17 protein-coding genes and 1 pseudogene are annotated in these 17,944 nt (G+C 46.9%); 7 read left to right on the top strand and 11 right to left on the bottom strand.

Annotated elements, in window-relative coordinates; genetic code table 11:
* Nucleotides 1-155 precede the first annotated feature (155 nt).
* The 3 genes and pseudogenes from F453_RS0106330 (at nt 156) to galK (ending at nt 4,025) form a co-directional block, all read left to right on the top strand.
* Nucleotides 156-1,247, top strand: coding sequence for an aldose epimerase family protein (locus tag F453_RS0106330; protein ID WP_018967269.1), 1,092 nt, complete (start codon nt 156-158; stop codon nt 1,245-1,247).
* Nucleotides 1,248-1,478: 231 nt separating this feature from the next.
* A pseudogene (locus tag F453_RS14565) lies at nt 1,479-2,791 on the top strand (MFS transporter).
* Nucleotides 2,792-2,864: 73 nt separating this feature from the next.
* Nucleotides 2,865-4,025 (top strand): galactokinase, encoded by a 1,161-nt coding sequence (galK, locus tag F453_RS0106320; RefSeq protein WP_018967267.1) that lies wholly within the window; start codon nt 2,865-2,867, stop codon nt 4,023-4,025.
* Between the two features lie 335 nt (nt 4,026-4,360).
* Here the strand turns inward: galK and F453_RS16155 are convergent, their stop codons facing one another.
* Entirely contained in the window at nt 4,361-4,588 is a 228-nt protein-coding gene (locus F453_RS16155; RefSeq protein WP_081619131.1) for a hypothetical protein, read from the bottom strand.
* Between the two features lie 267 nt (nt 4,589-4,855).
* On the opposite strand from F453_RS16155, the gene F453_RS0106315 reads away from it, so the two are divergent.
* Nucleotides 4,856-5,608, top strand: coding sequence for a TIGR02757 family protein (locus F453_RS0106315; RefSeq protein WP_018967266.1), 753 nt, complete (start codon nt 4,856-4,858; stop codon nt 5,606-5,608).
* A 126-nt stretch (nt 5,609-5,734) separates the two neighbouring features.
* Here the strand turns inward: F453_RS0106315 and F453_RS0106310 are convergent, their stop codons facing one another.
* Genes F453_RS0106310 through F453_RS0106285 form a run of 6 tightly spaced genes read right to left on the bottom strand, consistent with a single transcriptional unit; the run spans nt 5,735 to nt 9,505 of the window.
* Nucleotides 5,735-6,328, bottom strand: coding sequence for a Maf-like protein (locus tag F453_RS0106310; RefSeq protein ID WP_018967265.1), 594 nt, complete (start codon nt 6,326-6,328; stop codon nt 5,735-5,737).
* 22 nt (nt 6,329-6,350) lie between these two features.
* Nucleotides 6,351-6,869 carry a KdsC family phosphatase gene (locus F453_RS0106305; protein ID WP_018967264.1) on the bottom strand — a complete coding sequence of 173 codons (519 nt, stop codon included), beginning with the start codon at nt 6,867-6,869 and terminating at the stop codon, nt 6,351-6,353.
* A gap of 4 nt (nt 6,870-6,873) precedes the next feature.
* Nucleotides 6,874-7,662, bottom strand: a complete 789-nt coding sequence (locus F453_RS0106300; protein ID WP_009235914.1) for a Rossmann-like and DUF2520 domain-containing protein — start codon at nt 7,660-7,662, stop codon at nt 6,874-6,876.
* 6 nt (nt 7,663-7,668) lie between these two features.
* Nucleotides 7,669-8,196, bottom strand: coding sequence for a nitroreductase family protein (locus F453_RS0106295; RefSeq protein WP_009235915.1), 528 nt, complete (start codon nt 8,194-8,196; stop codon nt 7,669-7,671).
* Nucleotides 8,197-8,208: 12 nt separating this feature from the next.
* Nucleotides 8,209-8,877, bottom strand: coding sequence for an MgtC/SapB family protein (locus F453_RS0106290; RefSeq protein WP_009235916.1), 669 nt, complete (start codon nt 8,875-8,877; stop codon nt 8,209-8,211).
* 13 nt (nt 8,878-8,890) lie between these two features.
* Nucleotides 8,891-9,505, bottom strand: coding sequence for a UpxY family transcription antiterminator (locus F453_RS0106285; protein ID WP_009235917.1), 615 nt, complete (start codon nt 9,503-9,505; stop codon nt 8,891-8,893).
* Between the two features lie 885 nt (nt 9,506-10,390).
* Between F453_RS0106285 and F453_RS0106280 the strand changes: the two genes are divergently transcribed.
* Both F453_RS0106280 and F453_RS0106275 read left to right on the top strand, forming a co-directional pair.
* Complete coding sequence (locus F453_RS0106280; protein WP_018967261.1) at nt 10,391-11,083, top strand: NUDIX hydrolase; 693 nt, start codon at nt 10,391-10,393, stop codon at nt 11,081-11,083.
* Nucleotides 11,084-11,340: 257 nt separating this feature from the next.
* Nucleotides 11,341-12,165, top strand: a complete 825-nt coding sequence (locus F453_RS0106275) for an ADP-ribosylglycohydrolase family protein (protein WP_018967260.1) — start codon at nt 11,341-11,343, stop codon at nt 12,163-12,165.
* Between the two features lie 158 nt (nt 12,166-12,323).
* Here F453_RS0106275 and F453_RS0106270 read toward each other — a convergent pair whose 3' ends face one another.
* Entirely contained in the window at nt 12,324-12,608 is a 285-nt protein-coding gene (locus F453_RS0106270) for a winged helix-turn-helix domain-containing protein (protein WP_025790047.1), read from the bottom strand.
* Nucleotides 12,608-13,210, bottom strand: a complete 603-nt coding sequence (locus F453_RS0106265; RefSeq protein WP_018967259.1) for a hypothetical protein — start codon at nt 13,208-13,210, stop codon at nt 12,608-12,610. The genes F453_RS0106270 and F453_RS0106265 overlap by 1 nt, the downstream gene beginning before the upstream one ends.
* A gap of 446 nt (nt 13,211-13,656) precedes the next feature.
* Between F453_RS0106265 and F453_RS0106260 the strand changes: the two genes are divergently transcribed.
* Nucleotides 13,657-14,976 carry an MATE family efflux transporter gene (locus F453_RS0106260; protein ID WP_026292487.1) on the top strand — a complete coding sequence of 440 codons (1,320 nt, stop codon included), beginning with the start codon at nt 13,657-13,659 and terminating at the stop codon, nt 14,974-14,976.
* Between the two features lie 98 nt (nt 14,977-15,074).
* On the opposite strand, the gene F453_RS0106255 is transcribed toward F453_RS0106260, so the two are convergent.
* Nucleotides 15,075-16,085 carry a hypothetical protein gene (locus tag F453_RS0106255; RefSeq protein ID WP_018967257.1) on the bottom strand — a complete coding sequence of 337 codons (1,011 nt, stop codon included), beginning with the start codon at nt 16,083-16,085 and terminating at the stop codon, nt 15,075-15,077.
* Nucleotides 16,075-17,937, bottom strand: a complete 1,863-nt coding sequence (locus F453_RS0106250) for a peptidase U32 family protein (protein WP_026292486.1) — start codon at nt 17,935-17,937, stop codon at nt 16,075-16,077. The genes F453_RS0106255 and F453_RS0106250 overlap by 11 nt, the downstream gene beginning before the upstream one ends.
* Between the last annotated feature and the right edge of the window lie 7 nt (nt 17,938-17,944).

Below are 17,944 nucleotides of genomic sequence, written 5' to 3'. Positions count from 1 at the left end.
TATCAATAACAAACCATATATTATCAAAAAGAAAGCGGTGGAGTCTTCTGTTGAACATTTTTAACAGGAAACCACCGCTTTTAATATATTAATATTTGTTGTATTCATTTTTTTTCGTTTACTTTGCAACAAAGTATAACTAAAAACTTTCTTTTATGACGAACACAGATAAGGTACAAAACGTATGCGGGCTGAAACGCGAAGACTTTCAGACTCGCATCGACGGCAAAGAAACCGATTTGTATATTCTCCGCAACGAGGTTGGTAACGAAGTGGCCATAACCAACTATGGCGGGGCGCTTGTGGCCATTATGGTTCCCGACAAACACGGAAATCTGGCCAATGTGATACAAGGACACGACAACATACAAGACGTTGTGAATTCGCCTGAACCCTATCTCTCGACCCTCGTGGGCAGATATGGCAACAGAATTGCCAAAGGCAAGTTTCAATTACACGGCAAAGAATATAGCCTACCCATCAATAACGGCCCCAATTCGCTACACGGCGGTAAGAAAGGATTTAACGCCAAGGTGTGGGACGCACTGCAAATGAACGACAACACCCTTGTACTGAACTACACCAGCGCATACGGCGAAGAGGGTTTTTCGGGTGAACTAAAAACAACGGTTATCTATACGTTCAGCAACGACAACGAATTGGTAATCGAATACATGGCCAAAACAAACAAGAAAACAGTCATCAACCTTACTAGTCACGGATTTTTCTCATTGGCGGGCATCGCCAATCCCACACCAAGCATTGAGAATTTGGAGTGTGAAATCAATGCCGACTATTACCTTCCCATAGACGAAGTGAGCATCCCCACTGGTGAAATACGCTTCGTAAAAGACACACCGTTCGACTTTAGAACGCCTAAGACCATCGGACAAGACATCGATGCCGACCACGAACAAATTAAAAATGGTGCAGGTTACGACCACTGCTTTGTGCTTAACAAGCGTGAAGAGGGCGAATTAAGTTTCGCAGCACGAATAATGGAACCAACAACGGGTCGCACAATGGAAGTTTATACCACCGAACCTGGTGTACAACTCTACACCGACAACTGGGCAGACGGCTACAAGGGACAACATGGGGCTACCTTCCCACGAAGAAGCGGTATCTGTTTTGAGGCTCAACACTTCCCCGATTCGCCCAATCACCCCTACTTCCCTTCGGTGGTACTCAACCCTGGCGAACAATATAAGCAGAAGACGATTTATAAATTCGGAACAATAGCATAAAACATTCATATCATTAGGCCCACTCTTGAAATGCACCTGCAATGCCTTTGACAAGCAACCGTTTGCCTTTCTGCCATCTCTCCATATTATATAAGCCAACGAGAAGCAGAGAAAACAGCACGCAAAAAGCTTGCCACATGCCGACAACGCCCTAACAGGCGCGGTACTAATACAGGCAGAGCGTCTTTTGAAGACAAGCCATAACTAAAAGCATTAATTACTAAAGCTAAAATGGAAAATAAACAAGCAAAAAGTGGAAGCATAGTAGCCATTGTCACAATGATGTTCCTCTATGCAATGATTTCATTCGTGACAAACCTCGCCGCACCCATTGGCATCATCTGGAAAAGTGCTTTCCAAGGCGATAGCGCCAATACCGTGGGTATGCTTGGCAACGCAATGAACTTCTTGGCCTACCTCTTTATGGGTATCCCAGCAGGTAAGCTGCTTTCGAAAATTGGCTACAAGCGCACGGCCCTTGTTGGTATCGCTCTGGGTTTCGTGGGTGTGATGGTGCAATTCCTTGCTGGCGGTGTTGGAGAAAAGGTTGCAGGCTTTTCGGTTTACCTGCTCGGCGCCTTCATCTCGGGTTTCTCTGTTTGTACGCTCAACACCGTTGTAAACCCCATGCTTAACCTTTTGGGTGGCGGTGGCAACCGTGGCAACCAGCTAAACCTTGTAGGTGGAACGCTTAACTCACTTGCCGGAACCCTCACCCCTATGCTCGTGGGTGCGCTTATTGGTTCGGTGACAGCCAAAACCACATTGGTAGACATCAACCTTGTGCTCTATATCGCCATGGGTGTGTTTGCTGCAGCCTTCGTTGCACTACTCTTTATCCCCATCGCCGACCCCGAAATGGGTAAGACTACGGCCGAAACGGTGTATGAAAGAAGTCCGTGGGCATTCCGCCACTTTGTTCTTGGCGCCATCTCCATCTTTATTTACGTGGGTGTTGAAGTGGGAATACCCGGCACTTTGAACTTCTACCTCTCTGATACAAGTGCTAATGGCGGTGGACTTGACCCTGCAACGGCCGTTAAGATTGGTGGATTTGTGGCTGGTACTTATTGGTTTCTCATGCTTGTAGGCCGCTTCTCGGCTGGATTTATCGCCGATAAGATTTCTAGTAAGGCCATGATGATCGCCACGGCAAGCTTTGGCATCTTCCTTATACTATTGGCCATGATTCTGGGTAAGAGCACAACGATGTCTATGCCCGTATTTACTGGCTCGTCGTTCCAGCTTGTTACGGTACCCGTAGCAGCTCTCTTGCTGGTACTTTGTGGTCTATGTACCTCGGTTATGTGGTCTAGCATCTTCAACTTGGCCACCGAAGGACTTGGCAAATATTCTGCCGCAGCCTCGGGCATCTTCATGATGATGGTCGTTGGTGGTGGTGTGCTACCTCTAGTACAAACTTCATTGCCGACAACGCAGGCTACCTCATCTCCTACTCCATTCCGCTCATCGGCTTGGTCTATATCCTTTTCTATGCCGTTATCGGCAGCAAGAACGTGAACAAGGATATTCGCGTGGATTAATCACACGCTAAACGCGAAACAATTAAGTATTAAACAAATTCCATACATCATTAACCTAAAACACAACAACATGATGGATATAGAACATGTAAGAAGTCGCTTCATCAAGCACTTCGACGGAAAGACTGGCAACATATACGCATCACCCGGACGTATCAACCTTATTGGCGAACATACCGACTATAATGGCGGGTTCGTTTTCCCTGGAGCGGTAGACAAAGGCATTATGGCCGAAGTACGCCCCAATGGAACCGACACGGTGATGTGCTACTCTATCGACCTAAAAGACCGCGTAGAGTTTAAGGTAGACGACCCCAATGGTCCACGCGCAAGCTGGGCACGCTACATCTACGGCATCATCCAAGAGATGAAAAAGCTGGGTGTAAACGTCAAAGGCTTTAACACCGCCTTCTCGGGCGATGTGCCTCTCGGAGCAGGAATGTCATCATCGGCTGCGCTCGAAAGCTGCTTTGCCTTCGCCCTAAACGATCTCTTTGGCGACAACAAGGTGTCTAAATGGGATATGGTGCTTGCAGGACAGGCCACCGAACACAACTATTGCGGTGTGATGTGTGGCATTATGGACCAGTTTGCAAGCGTATTCGGACAAGAAGGAAAGCTCATGCGACTCGATTGCAGGTCGAGAGAGTTCGAGTATTTCCCTTTCAATCCCCAAGGTTACAAGCTCGTTTTGCTCGACTCAAAAGTGAAACACGAACTTGCTTCCTCTGCTTACAACCACCGCAGAAAGAGCTGTGAGAACGTAGTAGCAGCCCTCAACGCTAAGTTCCCCGAAAAGAAGTTCGATACTTTGCGTGATGCCGACTGGCAAGAACTGGATGCAGTGAAGGCCAATGTTTCGGAAGAAGACTTCAAACGCGCACATTTCGTACTTGGAGAGAAAGACCGCGTGCTGGCCGTTTGCGATGCTTTGAACGCTGGCGACTACGAAACCGTAGGCAAGAAGATGTACGAAACGCACGAGGGACTAAGCAAAGAGTACGAGGTTTCGTGCGAAGAACTAGACTATCTGAACGAACTGGCCAAGGAAAACGGTGTTACTGGTAGCCGTATCATGGGTGGTGGCTTCGGCGGTTGCACCATTAACCTCGTTAAAGACGAACTTTACGACAAGTTTATAGCAGACGCTAAGCAGAAATATGCTGCCAAATACAAACACGAACCCGCCGTTTACAACGTGGTTATTGGCAACGGTTCGCGCAAGGTTTGCTAATTAGGCGTGGCCCATTCAGGCTTCATCGCTTGGTCATTGGCCGTTAAGCAACAAAATGAAAGAGGATGTGCACAGGCTGTCACATCCTCTTTTTTACGCAACTTACTTATTCGCGCCAACACGATGCACACTCCAAATACACATCCCTATATGTAACAGTATACGAGTTCGAGATAATAGATGTTCGCTATGTCAACTGTCGCGTAGCGCTAGTTGGCGAGGTAGTTATTCGTTTTTTATCTAATCTTACTCAACAAGGTATCGCATCTTATCCCGAATTCACGTAACGTTTTGTACTAGCTTGGCACTATCTTGGCTGTTCAATCCAGAGCCTATCACCACCAACAACTCACTCTGCCGACCTCCAAACGCCATCTTCCACACCTCACCCGATAAGCCTTTGCAGTGAGCTTTTTAAGCTCTCGCTTTGGTACAGCTAAGTTGGACTCCTGTTCCAGATAAGTTGGAACAGTGTTCCAGCTTAACTGGAACAGCATTCCAGATAACATGGAACAGGCGTCCAAAACATGTTTAACACGGCGGTTAATGTAATAATGCATCATCGGGGCTTAGGAGGCGCATTCCCTGAACGATGAAAATGCGAACGATGGAATGGCTAACTGGCGAGTTTGGGAAAAGAAACCATGCGCCCTCCGAACAAGATTGGACTGGTAAAGAAATGGCTATCTCACCAACTAGTGCTACACGACAGAAGGTATAACGATTGTGCATTATCCCGAACTCGCGTAACGGTGTATCGTTTTGGCATAACAGATTAGCGACTTTAAGTCAGAACAAGGCAAAAATAAATATAGAAAGCAGCAACAAATATGAATACAAAGACAAAGGCATTACTAAAAGAATACGCCACGCGTTATGAAACGGAAGCATTCTTAAAGAATGACCCTGCACGCTTTATGCACCTTGTTCAGGGCGCGAACAACCAAGAAACGATGGCCTTCATTGCAGCAAACCTAAGCTATGGAAGCCGAAAACAATTCTTTCCTAAGGTAAGTTTCATGTTGGAACGCTCGCAAGGCGAACCTTATAACTGGGTGAAAAGCGGACTGTTTGAACAAGACATACCGTCAACCGACGACTGCTACTACCGCCTATACACAAAAAAAATGATGAATAGTTTCCTTAAAACGCTGCAAAAACTATTCTCCGAGCATCACACCCTGCACCAATACATACAGGCAACAGCCACTAACGATGCCGAAACGGCTGTAATAGCAATTTGCAAATACTTTGCCAAACATGGTCAAGAAGGTATCGTTCCCATCAATGCACGCTCCGCTTGCAAGCGCATTTGCATGTTTCTGCGGTGGATGGTGCGTGATAACTCGCCCGTAGACCTAGGCATTTGGAAAGACACCATCGACAAACGAACCCTCATTATGCCGCTAGACACACATGTTCTGACACAAGCGCATCGTCTCAAACTGCTCAAAAGCAAGTCTACCTCCATGTCTATCGCCAAGAAACTAACAGCCGAGATGGCCAAGGTGTTTCCTAACGACCCACTTAAAGCCGACTTCGCGCTGTTTGGGTATGGTGTAAACGATGGGCAGAAGATTTAAAACGGACAAAAAAAACAATACTCTTTAACCCGTTAACTCAATCGGCTATAAGTTAGTCAAAACACCAACTCATGAGCCTTCCAACTCACCAACTCATGCACTCATCAACTTACCAACCCCACGAACTTACACTTCGAAGGGATGTAGAAAGTCGAAATACCCCTTCAATTCTTCGTAAATGCGCTGCACGGGTAAGCCCATCACGTTGAAGTAGCTACCTTCGATGCGCTGAACGCCTACATATCCAATCCACTCTTGAATACCATACGCTCCAGCCTTGTCAAAGGGGCGATAGTTGTCTACATAAAAGCTAATTTCGTCGGCACTTAATTCCTTAAACCAAACCACCGTTGTTACGGCGAAACTACGTTGCCATTGAAGCGTAGACAATGTAACACCCGTTATCACCTCATGGCTTTTGCCACTCAACAAGCCCAACATACGGCGTGCATCTTCGGCATCATGCGGCTTACCCAGTATCTCACCATCGCACACCACAACAGTATCGGCAGTCAATATCACCTCATTCTCGGTCATAGTGTCCATGTATGCTGCAGCCTTCGCTTTCGAAATGTGCACAGGAACTTCGTTTGCGGGCAAGTCGTTGGGATAACTCTCGTCAATGTCACCTATCAGTCGCACCTCAAAATCGATGCCTAAGCCACGCAATAATTCTTTTCTTCTCGGCGAATTGCTCGCCAAAACCAATCTGTGTTTCATCTTTTTCGTACTTATTCACTGTTTACCAGCCAAAGGCCTTTGCGTCTTTCATCCACAATCCCTTTGCGCGCAGGGTTTGCTCGATAACTTCTCGGCCGCAACCCATACCGCCTGCGCATGTGGCCACATAACGACTGATAGACTTAATGTCGTCGCAAGCGTCGGCCGGACAGCATGCGCAACCACAACGAGACATCACCTCGTAGTCGGGAATATCGTCACCAACAAACATCAGCTCATCGTCTGCATAGCCATAACGCGTTTTAAAGTCCTCATAAGCCAGCAACTTCACGCCAGCCTTCATGTAAATGTCTTCAACACCAAGTCCTTCAAACCGCTTACGCACGGCTTTGGTGTCGCCGCCAGTGATGATGCAGATGCGCAAACCCACCTTTTGGGCAAACTGAATGGCATAACCATCCTTGATATTCACTGTACGCAGTGGTTCGCCATCGGCAGAAAGCGTGATGGTAGATGCCGAAAGCACGCCGTCTACATCGAAGACAATGGCGCGTATACGTTGTAAGTCATAGTTTATCATTGTGTTATGTATTTGCCAGCTTATGTATCATTTCACTCATTAGCTCGTAAAGTCGACGTTCTTCGGCATCGTCGATAAGGCTCATTTGCCGTTCCATTACCGCCTTATCCATTCTAACCGCAGGCCCAGTTTGTGCTTCCTTCGGCGATAAGCGATGCACCTTGGCTGCCGTTTCGTCTATCAGCGGCAACAGCAATTCAAAGTCCAGTCCTCTACGCTTCAGCGTTTCGTTGGCAAGCGAATAGCATAGGTTCACGAAATTGCAACCAAACACTGCCGCCAAATGAACTACGCGACGGTCGGCACTAGTAGTTAAGCGCACATCGTGGCTCAAAGCCCGCGCAATTTGCAGCAAAACGTCTTCCGAAAACTCGTTTGCCCCCTCTATCAAGCAAGGTATGGAAGCGAAATCCATCGGCTTTTGTTTCGAAAATGTTTGCAAGGGATAAAATACACCATAGTTTTTGGCCAAACCTTCAAACACGTTCATGGGCACACTTCCTGCCGTATGAGCATACACGGCATGAGGATTCAGCCGACAAACTTGCGGAAGCACACTTGCCAAAGCATCGTCTTTCAAGGCCAATAAGTACACATCGGCATCGGCAGAAAGACTTTCTAGACCGTGCGTGGCCGTTGCGCCCAATCGCGCAGCCAACGTTTCGGCAGCCATCTGTGTTCGGCTATACACCTGCAACACGTTAAATCCAGCCTGTTGCAAAGCTATGCCAAGACTAGTGGCAAGGTTCCCCGCCCCAAGCAGTACGATTTTTATGTCTTGAATCTTGCCCATACCCTGTTAGAAACTGCCCACATGCACCTGTTCCCAGCGCGCATCATCGTCGTTTTTCATTGGCAATTCGTTCGCCTTATGCCCCAACGCAAGGATGCAAAGCGTATCAAGCCCCTCGGGTATGTTCAAAATACCGCGTACAATGTCTGTTCCGCGCTCGCCACTATTCAGACCGCGATTACGCACCTGCACCCAACAGCTGCCCAATCCCAAGTCTTCAGCCTGTAACTGCATGGATAAAGTCGCTATCGAACAGTCTTCAATCCAGCAGTCGTTCTCGGTAACATTACCCACAACAACCACAGCCACGGCTGCATCTCTCAGCAAAGCCGCACCCGATTCCTTACATTCCGACAGTTTTTCAAGTGTGGCCTTGTCTTCCACAACCACAAAATGCCACGACCTTCTATTTTTGGCCGAAGGCGAAAGGAGGGCGGCATTCAGTACCATGCTCAAGGCATCGGCATCTATTTTCTCATCGGTAAACTTGCGGCAACTGCGTCTGCTGTGCATCAAGTCGGCAAAACTATTCATCGTTTCTTCTCCTTATTCTATCTTGTTGATGTCCACTCCCTCGTATTCCTCCATGAATTGGAGCAGATAGTTATCATAAACTTTCTTTTTAAGTTTCAAGGCGATGGTTGCCACTAGCAAGTGTTTACCCTCGCCCACAGCCTTTTCTTGCATCTCGTAGCTAACGATATTGATGTTCTTAGCCTTCATGTCGTGCAGCACAGCTTTGATATCGTTGCGCGTTGGTGCCGAAATGGTTAGCACAATGTGGCGTGTTCCTATCTTGCGCAATATCAAATGCAGGGCTTCTAGGCAGATAAGCACCATCACCGTGGCCGAAGTGGCCAAGACATACATACCCGAACCACACGTCAAACCGATGGCCGATGTAACCCAAAGACCTGCTGCGGTGGTTAGTCCGTGCACCACTTGCTTCTGAAAAATAATGATGCCCGCACCTATAAAGCCTATTCCAGTCACCACCTGCGAGGCGATACGCGATGGGTCGAGCGACACATTGTTGCCATCTTGCAAAATGAAATCAAAGCCCGAGTGCGACAATATCATGAAGAGAGCACTGCCCAGCGACACCAAAAAGTGGGTTCTAAACCCGGCCTCTTTCGCACGATATTCGCGTTCTAGCCCAATAGCACCGCCCAACATACCAGCGATGAAAATCCTAAGTGCAAAATCAAAGTCCATAATCGTTTTCCTTTTATTCTTGCTCGATGGGCACACAACACCATCGGCTAACCTTAATCATCACGCCCATTTCGGGCACTTCTTTCAGCAAAAAATACTTCTTGCTGCTGCGCACCAATCTTCCTGTAAGTCCTTTTAGCGGTCCGTGCTTCACCATCACGGGCGTACCACTCTTCAGTTTGGCCTCTGTAGCCGACAAAAACTTACGCATCTCAATTTCAGGACTGCACATCAACATGAAGTCGAGCATCTGCTTAGATGGTATTTCGTAGTAAGTGCCTGTCACCTTATCTTTCTTTATCACCGAAAGTTTAAAGCGGGCGTTGGTGAAGATGTGTCGCAAAGCCGCCTCGTCCTGGTCTTTCTTAACGAACACAAGGTTGAAAACAACAGGCTTAAAAACAGGTTTACCATCATTTTCATTCGTTTTCTTCTCACTCCACTCCATCGGTACGAAGCACGTTAGACCTGCATTGGCAAAGTAAGAAAGCGCTTCGTTCAGCCGTAGCGAAAACAAACGCACGGCACACCACGGCTTACCGTCTTCTGCCATTTCTTGTGGCGACGGCAATTCGTCTGGATCAAACAATCCATTACTCTCTTTTCCTATCGTTTGCGTGCAGTGCATATCAGTGCTTTTAAGTTGCAAATATAAGTAAAAACCTGCTCATTTCGCACCTTTTCACGAGAAAAAGCACTTTTCTAAGTACTATAACACTGGGAACAAGCACATCCTCTTCCACTAAGACAAATGTTCCTTACAAACAAACCACATTTCTTTTCTCCAACAACAGCCATATTATTAAAACTCAATAAAAAAACACCTGCTGTGTTACCACTTTTTGGGAATGCCTTCTGTCGCGTAGTGCCAGTTGGCAAGAAAGCCATTTATTTACCTTCCAATCTTGTTCAGAGAGCATGATTTCTTATCCCAAACTCACCAATTAGCCATTCTGTTGTTCGCATTTTCATAGCTCCGCAAATGCGCCTTCTAAGCCCTGATGATGCTTGATTACATTAATCGCCGTATTAAACATGTTTTGGACCGCTGTTCCAGTTGAATTGGACTGCTGTTCCAGTTGAATTGGAACGCTGTTCCAACTTATCTGGAACAGGAGTCCAACTTAGCTGTAACAAGGCGAGAACTGAAAAAGCTCACTACTAGGGTTTATCAAGTGAGGTGTGAAAAATGGCGTTTGGAGGTAGGAAGAGTGAATTGGTGGCGATGGTAGGCTGTGGAATGAACCGCCTAGTTAATGCCAAGCAAGTGTCAAACGCTACGTGAATTGGGGATAAGATACGATGCCTTCTTGAGCAAGATTAGATAAAAAACGAGTAGCAGTCTCGCCAACTAGCGCTACATGTCAGTTGACATAGAGAACATCTCTTATCCCAAACTTGCGTAATTATTTTATGTCTTTTTTCTTATCTCGTGTAAATTATACATCATTTATTTGGTTAGACGAAAACAAAAGCGTAACTTTACGGTGTAATTTTTACACAAGATACGTTTATGGAAGAGAAAAAGTATTCGTACAAATACCCACACCCATCGGTTACAACCGATTGTGTTATCTTCGGTTTTGATGGTGGAAAACTCAAAGTTTTGCTCGTTGAGCGCGGTCTTGAGCCATACAAAGGCAGATGGGCATTCCCTGGCGGGTTCGTTAAGATGGACGAATCGTGCGAGGAAGGTGCGCTTCGCGAACTGGAAGAAGAAACCGCATTGAAGGGAACTTATGTGCAACAGTTTCATACATACAGCGACCCTAACCGCGATCCACGCGAAAGGGTTATCACAGTAGCTTTCTTCGCGCTGGTGCGCATACAAGAGGTGGAAGCTGGTGATGATGCCAATAAGGCGCAATGGTTTGCCATAGACGAAGTGCCGCAGCTGGCTTTCGACCACGATGTGATACTTCGCGATGCGCTGAAACGTCTGCGCGAACGCATCCATTTTCAACCCATTGGATTCGAGTTACTACCCGAGAAGTTCACCATGCGACAGCTACAAAATCTCTACGAAGCCATTCTTGATGTGCATTTCGACCGTGGCAACTTCTCGAAAAAAATGCTCCATTTCAACATCCTAACGCCACTCGACGAGACCGTAAGACCTACCCCAAAACGCGAAGCACGTCTCTACCGGTTTAATAAAGAAAGTTACGATGATTTAAAACAGAAGGGATTTAGACTAGAATTTTAATCATTTAAGTTTGTGAGTTTATCAGTTCGTGGGTTGGCAAGCTTGTGGGTTCGTGTGATCACAAGTTTATGAATTCATAAGTTTAGGATTATAGGGGTCGATAAATTCATAAATTTGTGAGTATATGACTTCTTCTGCCTCTTCATCCTTCAAAAGCCATAACTTAGAATGCTCATCATTCAATCGTGCCCTCGCTAAAACTCATAAACGCTTAAACTAAAAACTCACATACTCAAATCAATAATAAACCAAACGAAATGAAAGACCTACTTATCAGTGCAGCTGTTGGCGACATCGCCGGCATGCCTTACGAATTTGACAATCGCACAAAGAATTACGATGATGTGCAACTTCTGACATCCCATAGCACATATACCGACGACACGGTTTGCACCTTCGCGTGCGCCGAAGCGTTGCTAAACAGCACCGACATGGCCACTACGCTTTGGTCAAGATGCCGCATGGAGAAGGGGCGAGGCTATGGCGGGCGTTTCAATCAATGGATACATCTACCCCAAGTTACACCAGCCTACAATTCGTTTGGCAATGGTAGCGCCATGCGCGTATCGGCTGCGGGATTTATGGCAATGACACCTAGCGAGTGCATAGACCTAGCCACACGCACCGCCATGCCAACCCACAACCATCCCGAGGGTATAAAAGGAGCCGTGGCCACAGCCTTAGCCATATTCTATGGCAAGGAAAATAAGGACAAAACCTTTATCCGCGAAAATGTGTTAGATGTCTACTATCCACAATGGACAGGACGTTCGTACAAGGAAATTCAGCGCAATTATCGCTTCGACGAAACATGCCAAGAAACCGTTCCAGCAGCGTTGATTTGCTTTTTAGAAAGCAACGACTATGCAGACTGCATCAAACTGGCCATCGCTTTGGGTGGAGATGCCGACACGCTTGCGGCCATCGCTGGTCCAATTGCATACGCACATTATAAGTATATGCCCGAAGAACTGGTGGAAGACGCCAAAAACAAGCTTCCAAGATGGATGCTCGACGTTAGTAAAGCGTTCGATAAATACGTGGAAAAGACGCTTGAAAACTGCGACAGAACCACTGAATAAGCATCAATGCCGCTGAAAAGCGTATTGAACAAAATGTGAAATTGACACTAAGGTGATGTTAATCTATGGCGAGAAGAACAATTATCGCCTATAAAAAAAGTGCAAGTTGATGGCCTAGACAATGCCATGCAACTTGCATTTTTTATCTTATGTGACTGTTACTTACGTATATAATCTTTCAATGCGTCAACATATTCGGCAAAAGCCGTTCGTCCTTGGGCGGTTATTCGGCAAACCGTTCGTGGGCGTTTGCCTTCAAAGCCCTTCTCCACTTCAATATATCCTGCTTGGCTTAACTTGTCTATCTGCACACTCAGATTACCCGCCGTGGCTTCGGTTTTCTCTTTCAAGTAAACGAAGTCGGCCTCATCAAGTCCCACGAGCAAAGAGACTACGGCCAGTCGAAGTTGCGAATGCAACAACGGGTCTAACTCTCTGAACATCATTTACACGTTTTCACGTTAAGCAAATGGCCTGGTATAATCATATTGAACACCGAAGCGAAACCAAAAAGCAAATGCCACCACACGCAAGGGTGGCCAAATAGAAAGCTGTTTAGCATGTAGAACGAGACGATTGCAGAAACCAATGGCAGATAGGTTATGACATGATTACGAACAATTACGCCAGTCATCGAGGTACCAACACTCACAAACAAGAGTGAGAAGGGCATCATAAGCGACATGTCGGTATTACGGGTAATGAAGGCTGAAGCCATCAAATACACAGTAGAAAAGCAGAACATCAACCCCACAACCATCCAAACGCTATTAAGTGCACGGTCTGTATAGGTAACCACCCTTGGCTTTTTAGACTTCCACGACACAATGCCCCAACACACAAACATGAGCCACCACAGTCCTGAAAACTGATTGTTATGGGTTAACTTAACACAGGCGAACACCACTATACTTAGAACGAATGCGAAATAACCAAAATAGAGAAATCGGTTTCCGCGGCCTACTTCGAGGTTTTCTTTCGTCGACTCAATCATCCGAGCTATGAGTTCTAAACTCTCTTGCTCAGTAATTTTCTTCTCTTCCATTACTCATGATTTTTAAAGTTACACATTTATTGAACGCCATCTTCGTCTAACAAGCTTCGGCCGAGCAGCTATATATTAACGAATAAATAAGTTTATATTATAAACTATATGGCAAAAAAAAATATTGGAACGAACCTTTTAGGAACTATTTCCACTGCAAAGATAAATAAGTTTATAATATAAACCAAGTCTTTATCAAAGAAAATAATGGGTGAATGTAAAGTTTTAACATTTCACGCGCTATTAAGGAGAATCGAAAGGAAGAAGAAAACAATCGCACAACAATAACAACCATCGACAGAAACACTTTCTTCCAACAAAACTTGCTCACTCATCCGATTATCGCTAACTTCGCAACCAATTAAGGGCTAGCTACCTAAACCTGCTTCAATTACCCTGTGTGGAAGCAGATAACAGACAGAACCAGCCAAAATAGAAGAATGCAAATGAAACCGCGCGACAAAGAAATACTCAACATAGCCATCCCCTCTATCGTATCGAACATCACCGTTCCGCTGCTCGGAATGGTGGATGTGGCCATCATGGGACACCTAGGTAATGCCGCATACATCGGTGCAATCGCCGTGGGTAGCATGATTTTCAACGTTATCTATTGGTTATTCGGTTTCTTACGCATGGGAACAAGCGGCATGACCTCACAAGCCTACGGGGCACGAAATCTTGAAGAGGTGACCAAACTGTTGCTTCGTTCGCAGCTCATCGGTCTGCTTATCGCCCTCGTCATCATCATTTTGCAATACCCCATCGCACAAGGCGCATTGTTCTTAATGCATCCCACACCCGAAATCAGCCAAATGGCGCAGCGCTATTTCAATGTCTGCATTTGGGGCGCACCTGCTATGTTGGGGCTATATGGTTTCATGGGATGGTTCATTGGCATGCAAAACACACGCATACCCATGCTTATCTCCATCATGCAAAACGTGGTAAACATCGCCGTTAGCTTAGCTTTGGTGCTCTTTGCAGGCATGAATATCGAGGGCGTTGCTATCGGAACGTTGGTTGCACAGTGGTCGGGAATGTTCGCGGCCGTGGTGTTTTTCCTCACACAATACCGTCCCAAGTTGCGCCTTCACTTTAATATGAAGGGCGTAATCACTCATTCTGCCATGGCCTCCTTTTTCAAAGTGAACCGTGATATTTTTCTTCGCACGCTCTTCCTAGTGGCGGTTAACTTCTTTTTCACGTCGGCAGGGGCAGCGCAAGGCACAATGATACTAGCCGTAAACACGCTTCTACTCCAGCTTCACACCATCTTTTCGTACTTCATGGACGGCTTTGCGTATGCTGGTGAGGCTGTGGGTGGCAAATATTATGGTGCAAAAAACAAGCTGGCATTCAACGATACCATTCACCGTTTGTTCTTTTGGGGTGGCGCGATGGTGCTTGCCTTCACCTTATTATATATATTAGGTGGGAGAGGATTTTTGGGATTGCTCACTAACGAACAACAAGTAATCAGCTCTGCCCTACCCTATTTCGGTTGGACCATCGTACTTCCATTAGCCGGTATGGCCGCTTTCGTGTGGGACGGTGTATTTATTGGCATAACAGCCACTCGCGGAATGCTCACCTCGTCGGCCTTGGCCGCCCTGCTTTTCTTTGCTACGTTCTACTTGTTAACGCCTTATCTGGGAAACCATGCTCTTTGGTTGGCCTTTATTCTCTATCTTGCCAGCCGCGGATTGATACAAACCTACCTCTTCAAACGTATTGAGGGCGTAAGGGCTTTGCAGCAAACGTAATAAAATAACAGAAGAAAGTGCGAAGAAAAAGACATCCCCCTTGTTGACCGAAAGTCAACAAGGGGGATGTTTCTTAATAAGGATGTTGCTACAAACCATCATTGATTGAACGACCCACAATGTGGACAACGCCCTTTGGCATGCAAAGCTGCACCGCAGTTTCCACAAGTAAAACGACTACGATTGTAAGCTAAATAACGTCGAATAGCCCAATAGCAGTAACTAAGGAGCAAGGGGTAGCCCACATAATAAAGCGTGCTAATGCTGAAAACGATGTAGTTTACCGCACAAACGCCTGCCAAACCGCACAGATAGAGCATGGCATCGCTAAACGGAAGCTTATGCCGAACATCGTCTATCGTGGCTAAACCGATGATAAGAATAGCCCAAACAGAGGTGAGAAAAACGGAAAGCAACAGCGGAACGGAGAACGGATTGAGTGTGGGATGATAGTAGAAATGTCGCCAAGTGTCGGCCGCGAACAGCTGAATGCTGGCATAAAACGTTGCCGAAGCAGCTACAAGCAAGGCCAAGAGTGTGGGATAGAACGAGTCGATGTCGCGAACATGCACCAAAAAGGCCTTTGCACGAACAATTTTAAGCGCCAAATACAACATGCCGATAACGCATATCACCACCAAGAAGATGAGCAAATGCACATCCGAGAAGGTGGAGATAAACTGCGAAATGGGATCGTCGGGGACGACAGAAGGCAACAGCTGCGACTCGTTTATCCACCCAAAGGTAGACTGGTCGCGCGCCAACTGCACCCAAACAGAGTCTTCGCCACTTGCAGGAACAATACGGATATCGGCCACCGCCACATGATCGTGGCGCTTAACGTAAAGCGTATCGAGGGCAACATCGGTGACAAGTTCTTCGGGTTGCTGCCTGATAAGGGGGAGTGAGTCGGCCTTCACCACGAAGTTATAGTTGTTAGAATAATGATGCGAGGCCGAAAACGAAAGCGAGTCGAGTTGCTCTTCGGTCAAGTCGGCCGTGCCTTCGTTGTGCTTTGGCTGCTGATGGTAACAGCCCGAAAACAGCAACACCATTACACACAAAGCCATGATGTAAAGCGACAATCCCTTTTTCATATCATTCAGCATATAAGTCCATTTGACATTCGGCACAATTAAAGTCAAGCCTGAACCGCCTATTGTCACCCAATTGCAGGTAAAGCGGTTCTTTCCATGTGGGTTTTGTGCCACCATATTTCACACAATGACCCAGCGAGAAGCGTATGCAATGGCGGCATTGCATCAACAGAGCCTCTGCGGGTTGGGGCTTTTTCACCTCAAAAGCATCGTCAAGTCCCTTCAATCCCTCCTCTTCGTAAAAGGCCTTAGATAAGTGATTGGAGGCATTGTAAAGGTACGAATGCCGTTTGTATTGTGGTGTCCATGCCAACGTTTGTTTGCGTTCGGGAGGCGTGGGCAACGTTCGTGGTTCGTCGGTAAGGTTCAATGGCGGGTTCATCAGCGCGTCAGTGGCTCGTCTACGCAGGTCGGCCAAGAGGCTCGAAGGAATAAAAAGCCCTTCAACCGCAGGGTCCAATTCAACCTCGGAACATGTATAAGGCGTACTGCCAAGCTTAGTTAGCTGCCTAACGATATTCTCGCGTTGTGGCTTTTGTGCCTGCTGGTGCTCGCATTGCAAATGGTCTACACGTCGTTGCACATATTCGCCACCATGCACAATGGCCGTTTCAAGCTCCACCCCATCGCTTGTCAGCCGCAACTTCATGTGCAAAGGCACCTTTCGCACGGCTGTTTGGCGAGCCAACACCTTGCCGAAAGCCTCATCATTGTTACGATAGAGCGACATACCAGGTTTCAACCCTTCGGGCATTTTCAGTGGAAAGAGGCGGTTGCCCTCAGCTCGGTTCACCCGAAAGCCCACCAATTCGCGATCGGAATTGATGAAACAAAGTCCGTCGCCATTAGCAAAGCTAGCCGTAGAAGCCACATTAAACGAATTGCCACGCAACTCCTTCACATGTCCAACATGTTCGCCCATGGCCTTAGGTGTATCAAAAGAGGCAATACCCTGTTGCCTTCCCCTGGCAAAATAGTCGGTATAACCACGATTAAAGGTCTTTTTCAAGCTGGGTTCGAAGGCATATTCCACCTTGCCAAGTGATGCACGGCAGTAGCGTTGCGGATATTTTCGCACCAATTGGTTCAGCTTTTGACTATAAGCAGATACTACATTCTTAACGTATGCTATGTCTTTAAGTCGCCCTTCTATTTTAAACGAAGTGGCGCCAGCCTCTGCCAGCTCCTCCAAATGCTCTATCTGGCTGAGGTCTTTCATCGAAAGCAAGTAGCGTTGTCGTTCGATGACATTTCCTGAAGCATCTATCAGGTCGAACTTCATACGACAGAACTGCGCGCAAGCACCACGATTGGCACTACGCGAGAAGCAATGCTGCGACACATAGCACACGCCCGAATAGCTAACACATAGCGCGCCGTGCACAAAAACTTCAAGTTCGGCCTGCGGAAGTCGTTCGTGGATGGCCCTTATCTCGTCAATCGCGAGTTCTCGAGCCAAAACCACACGCTCAAAGCCATGCTCTAGCAGCCAATTTACTTTCTCGGCCGAGCGATTATCTGTTTGCGTGCTGGCGTGCAAGGCAATTTTAGGTAGCTGCATTTTAAGTAAGCCCATGTCTTGCACCAATATGGCGTCAGCACCTGCTCGATACAGGTCCCATATAAGGCGTTGCGTATCGTCCAGTTCATCTTCGTACACAATGGTGTTTACCGTAACATACACCTTCACCCCAAAGCGATGAGCGTATGTGCACAGCTCGGCGATGTCGGCAACGCTGTTTCCTGCTGCAGCCCTTGCGCCAAATCGGCTCGCGCCAGTGTACACGGCATCGGCTCCGTGGTCAACGGCTGCCATACCGCATTCTAGGTTTTTGGCTGGAGCTAGTAACTCAAGGTGTCTCATTCGCCTA

Origin of the sequence: Hoylesella loescheii DSM 19665 = JCM 12249 = ATCC 15930, from assembly GCF_000378085.1 — a bacterium.
GTDB lineage: Bacteria > Bacteroidota > Bacteroidia > Bacteroidales > Bacteroidaceae > Prevotella > Prevotella loescheii.
Note: the sequence above shows the minus strand (reverse complement) of the source record. Positions and strands in the feature narration are given on the sequence as shown.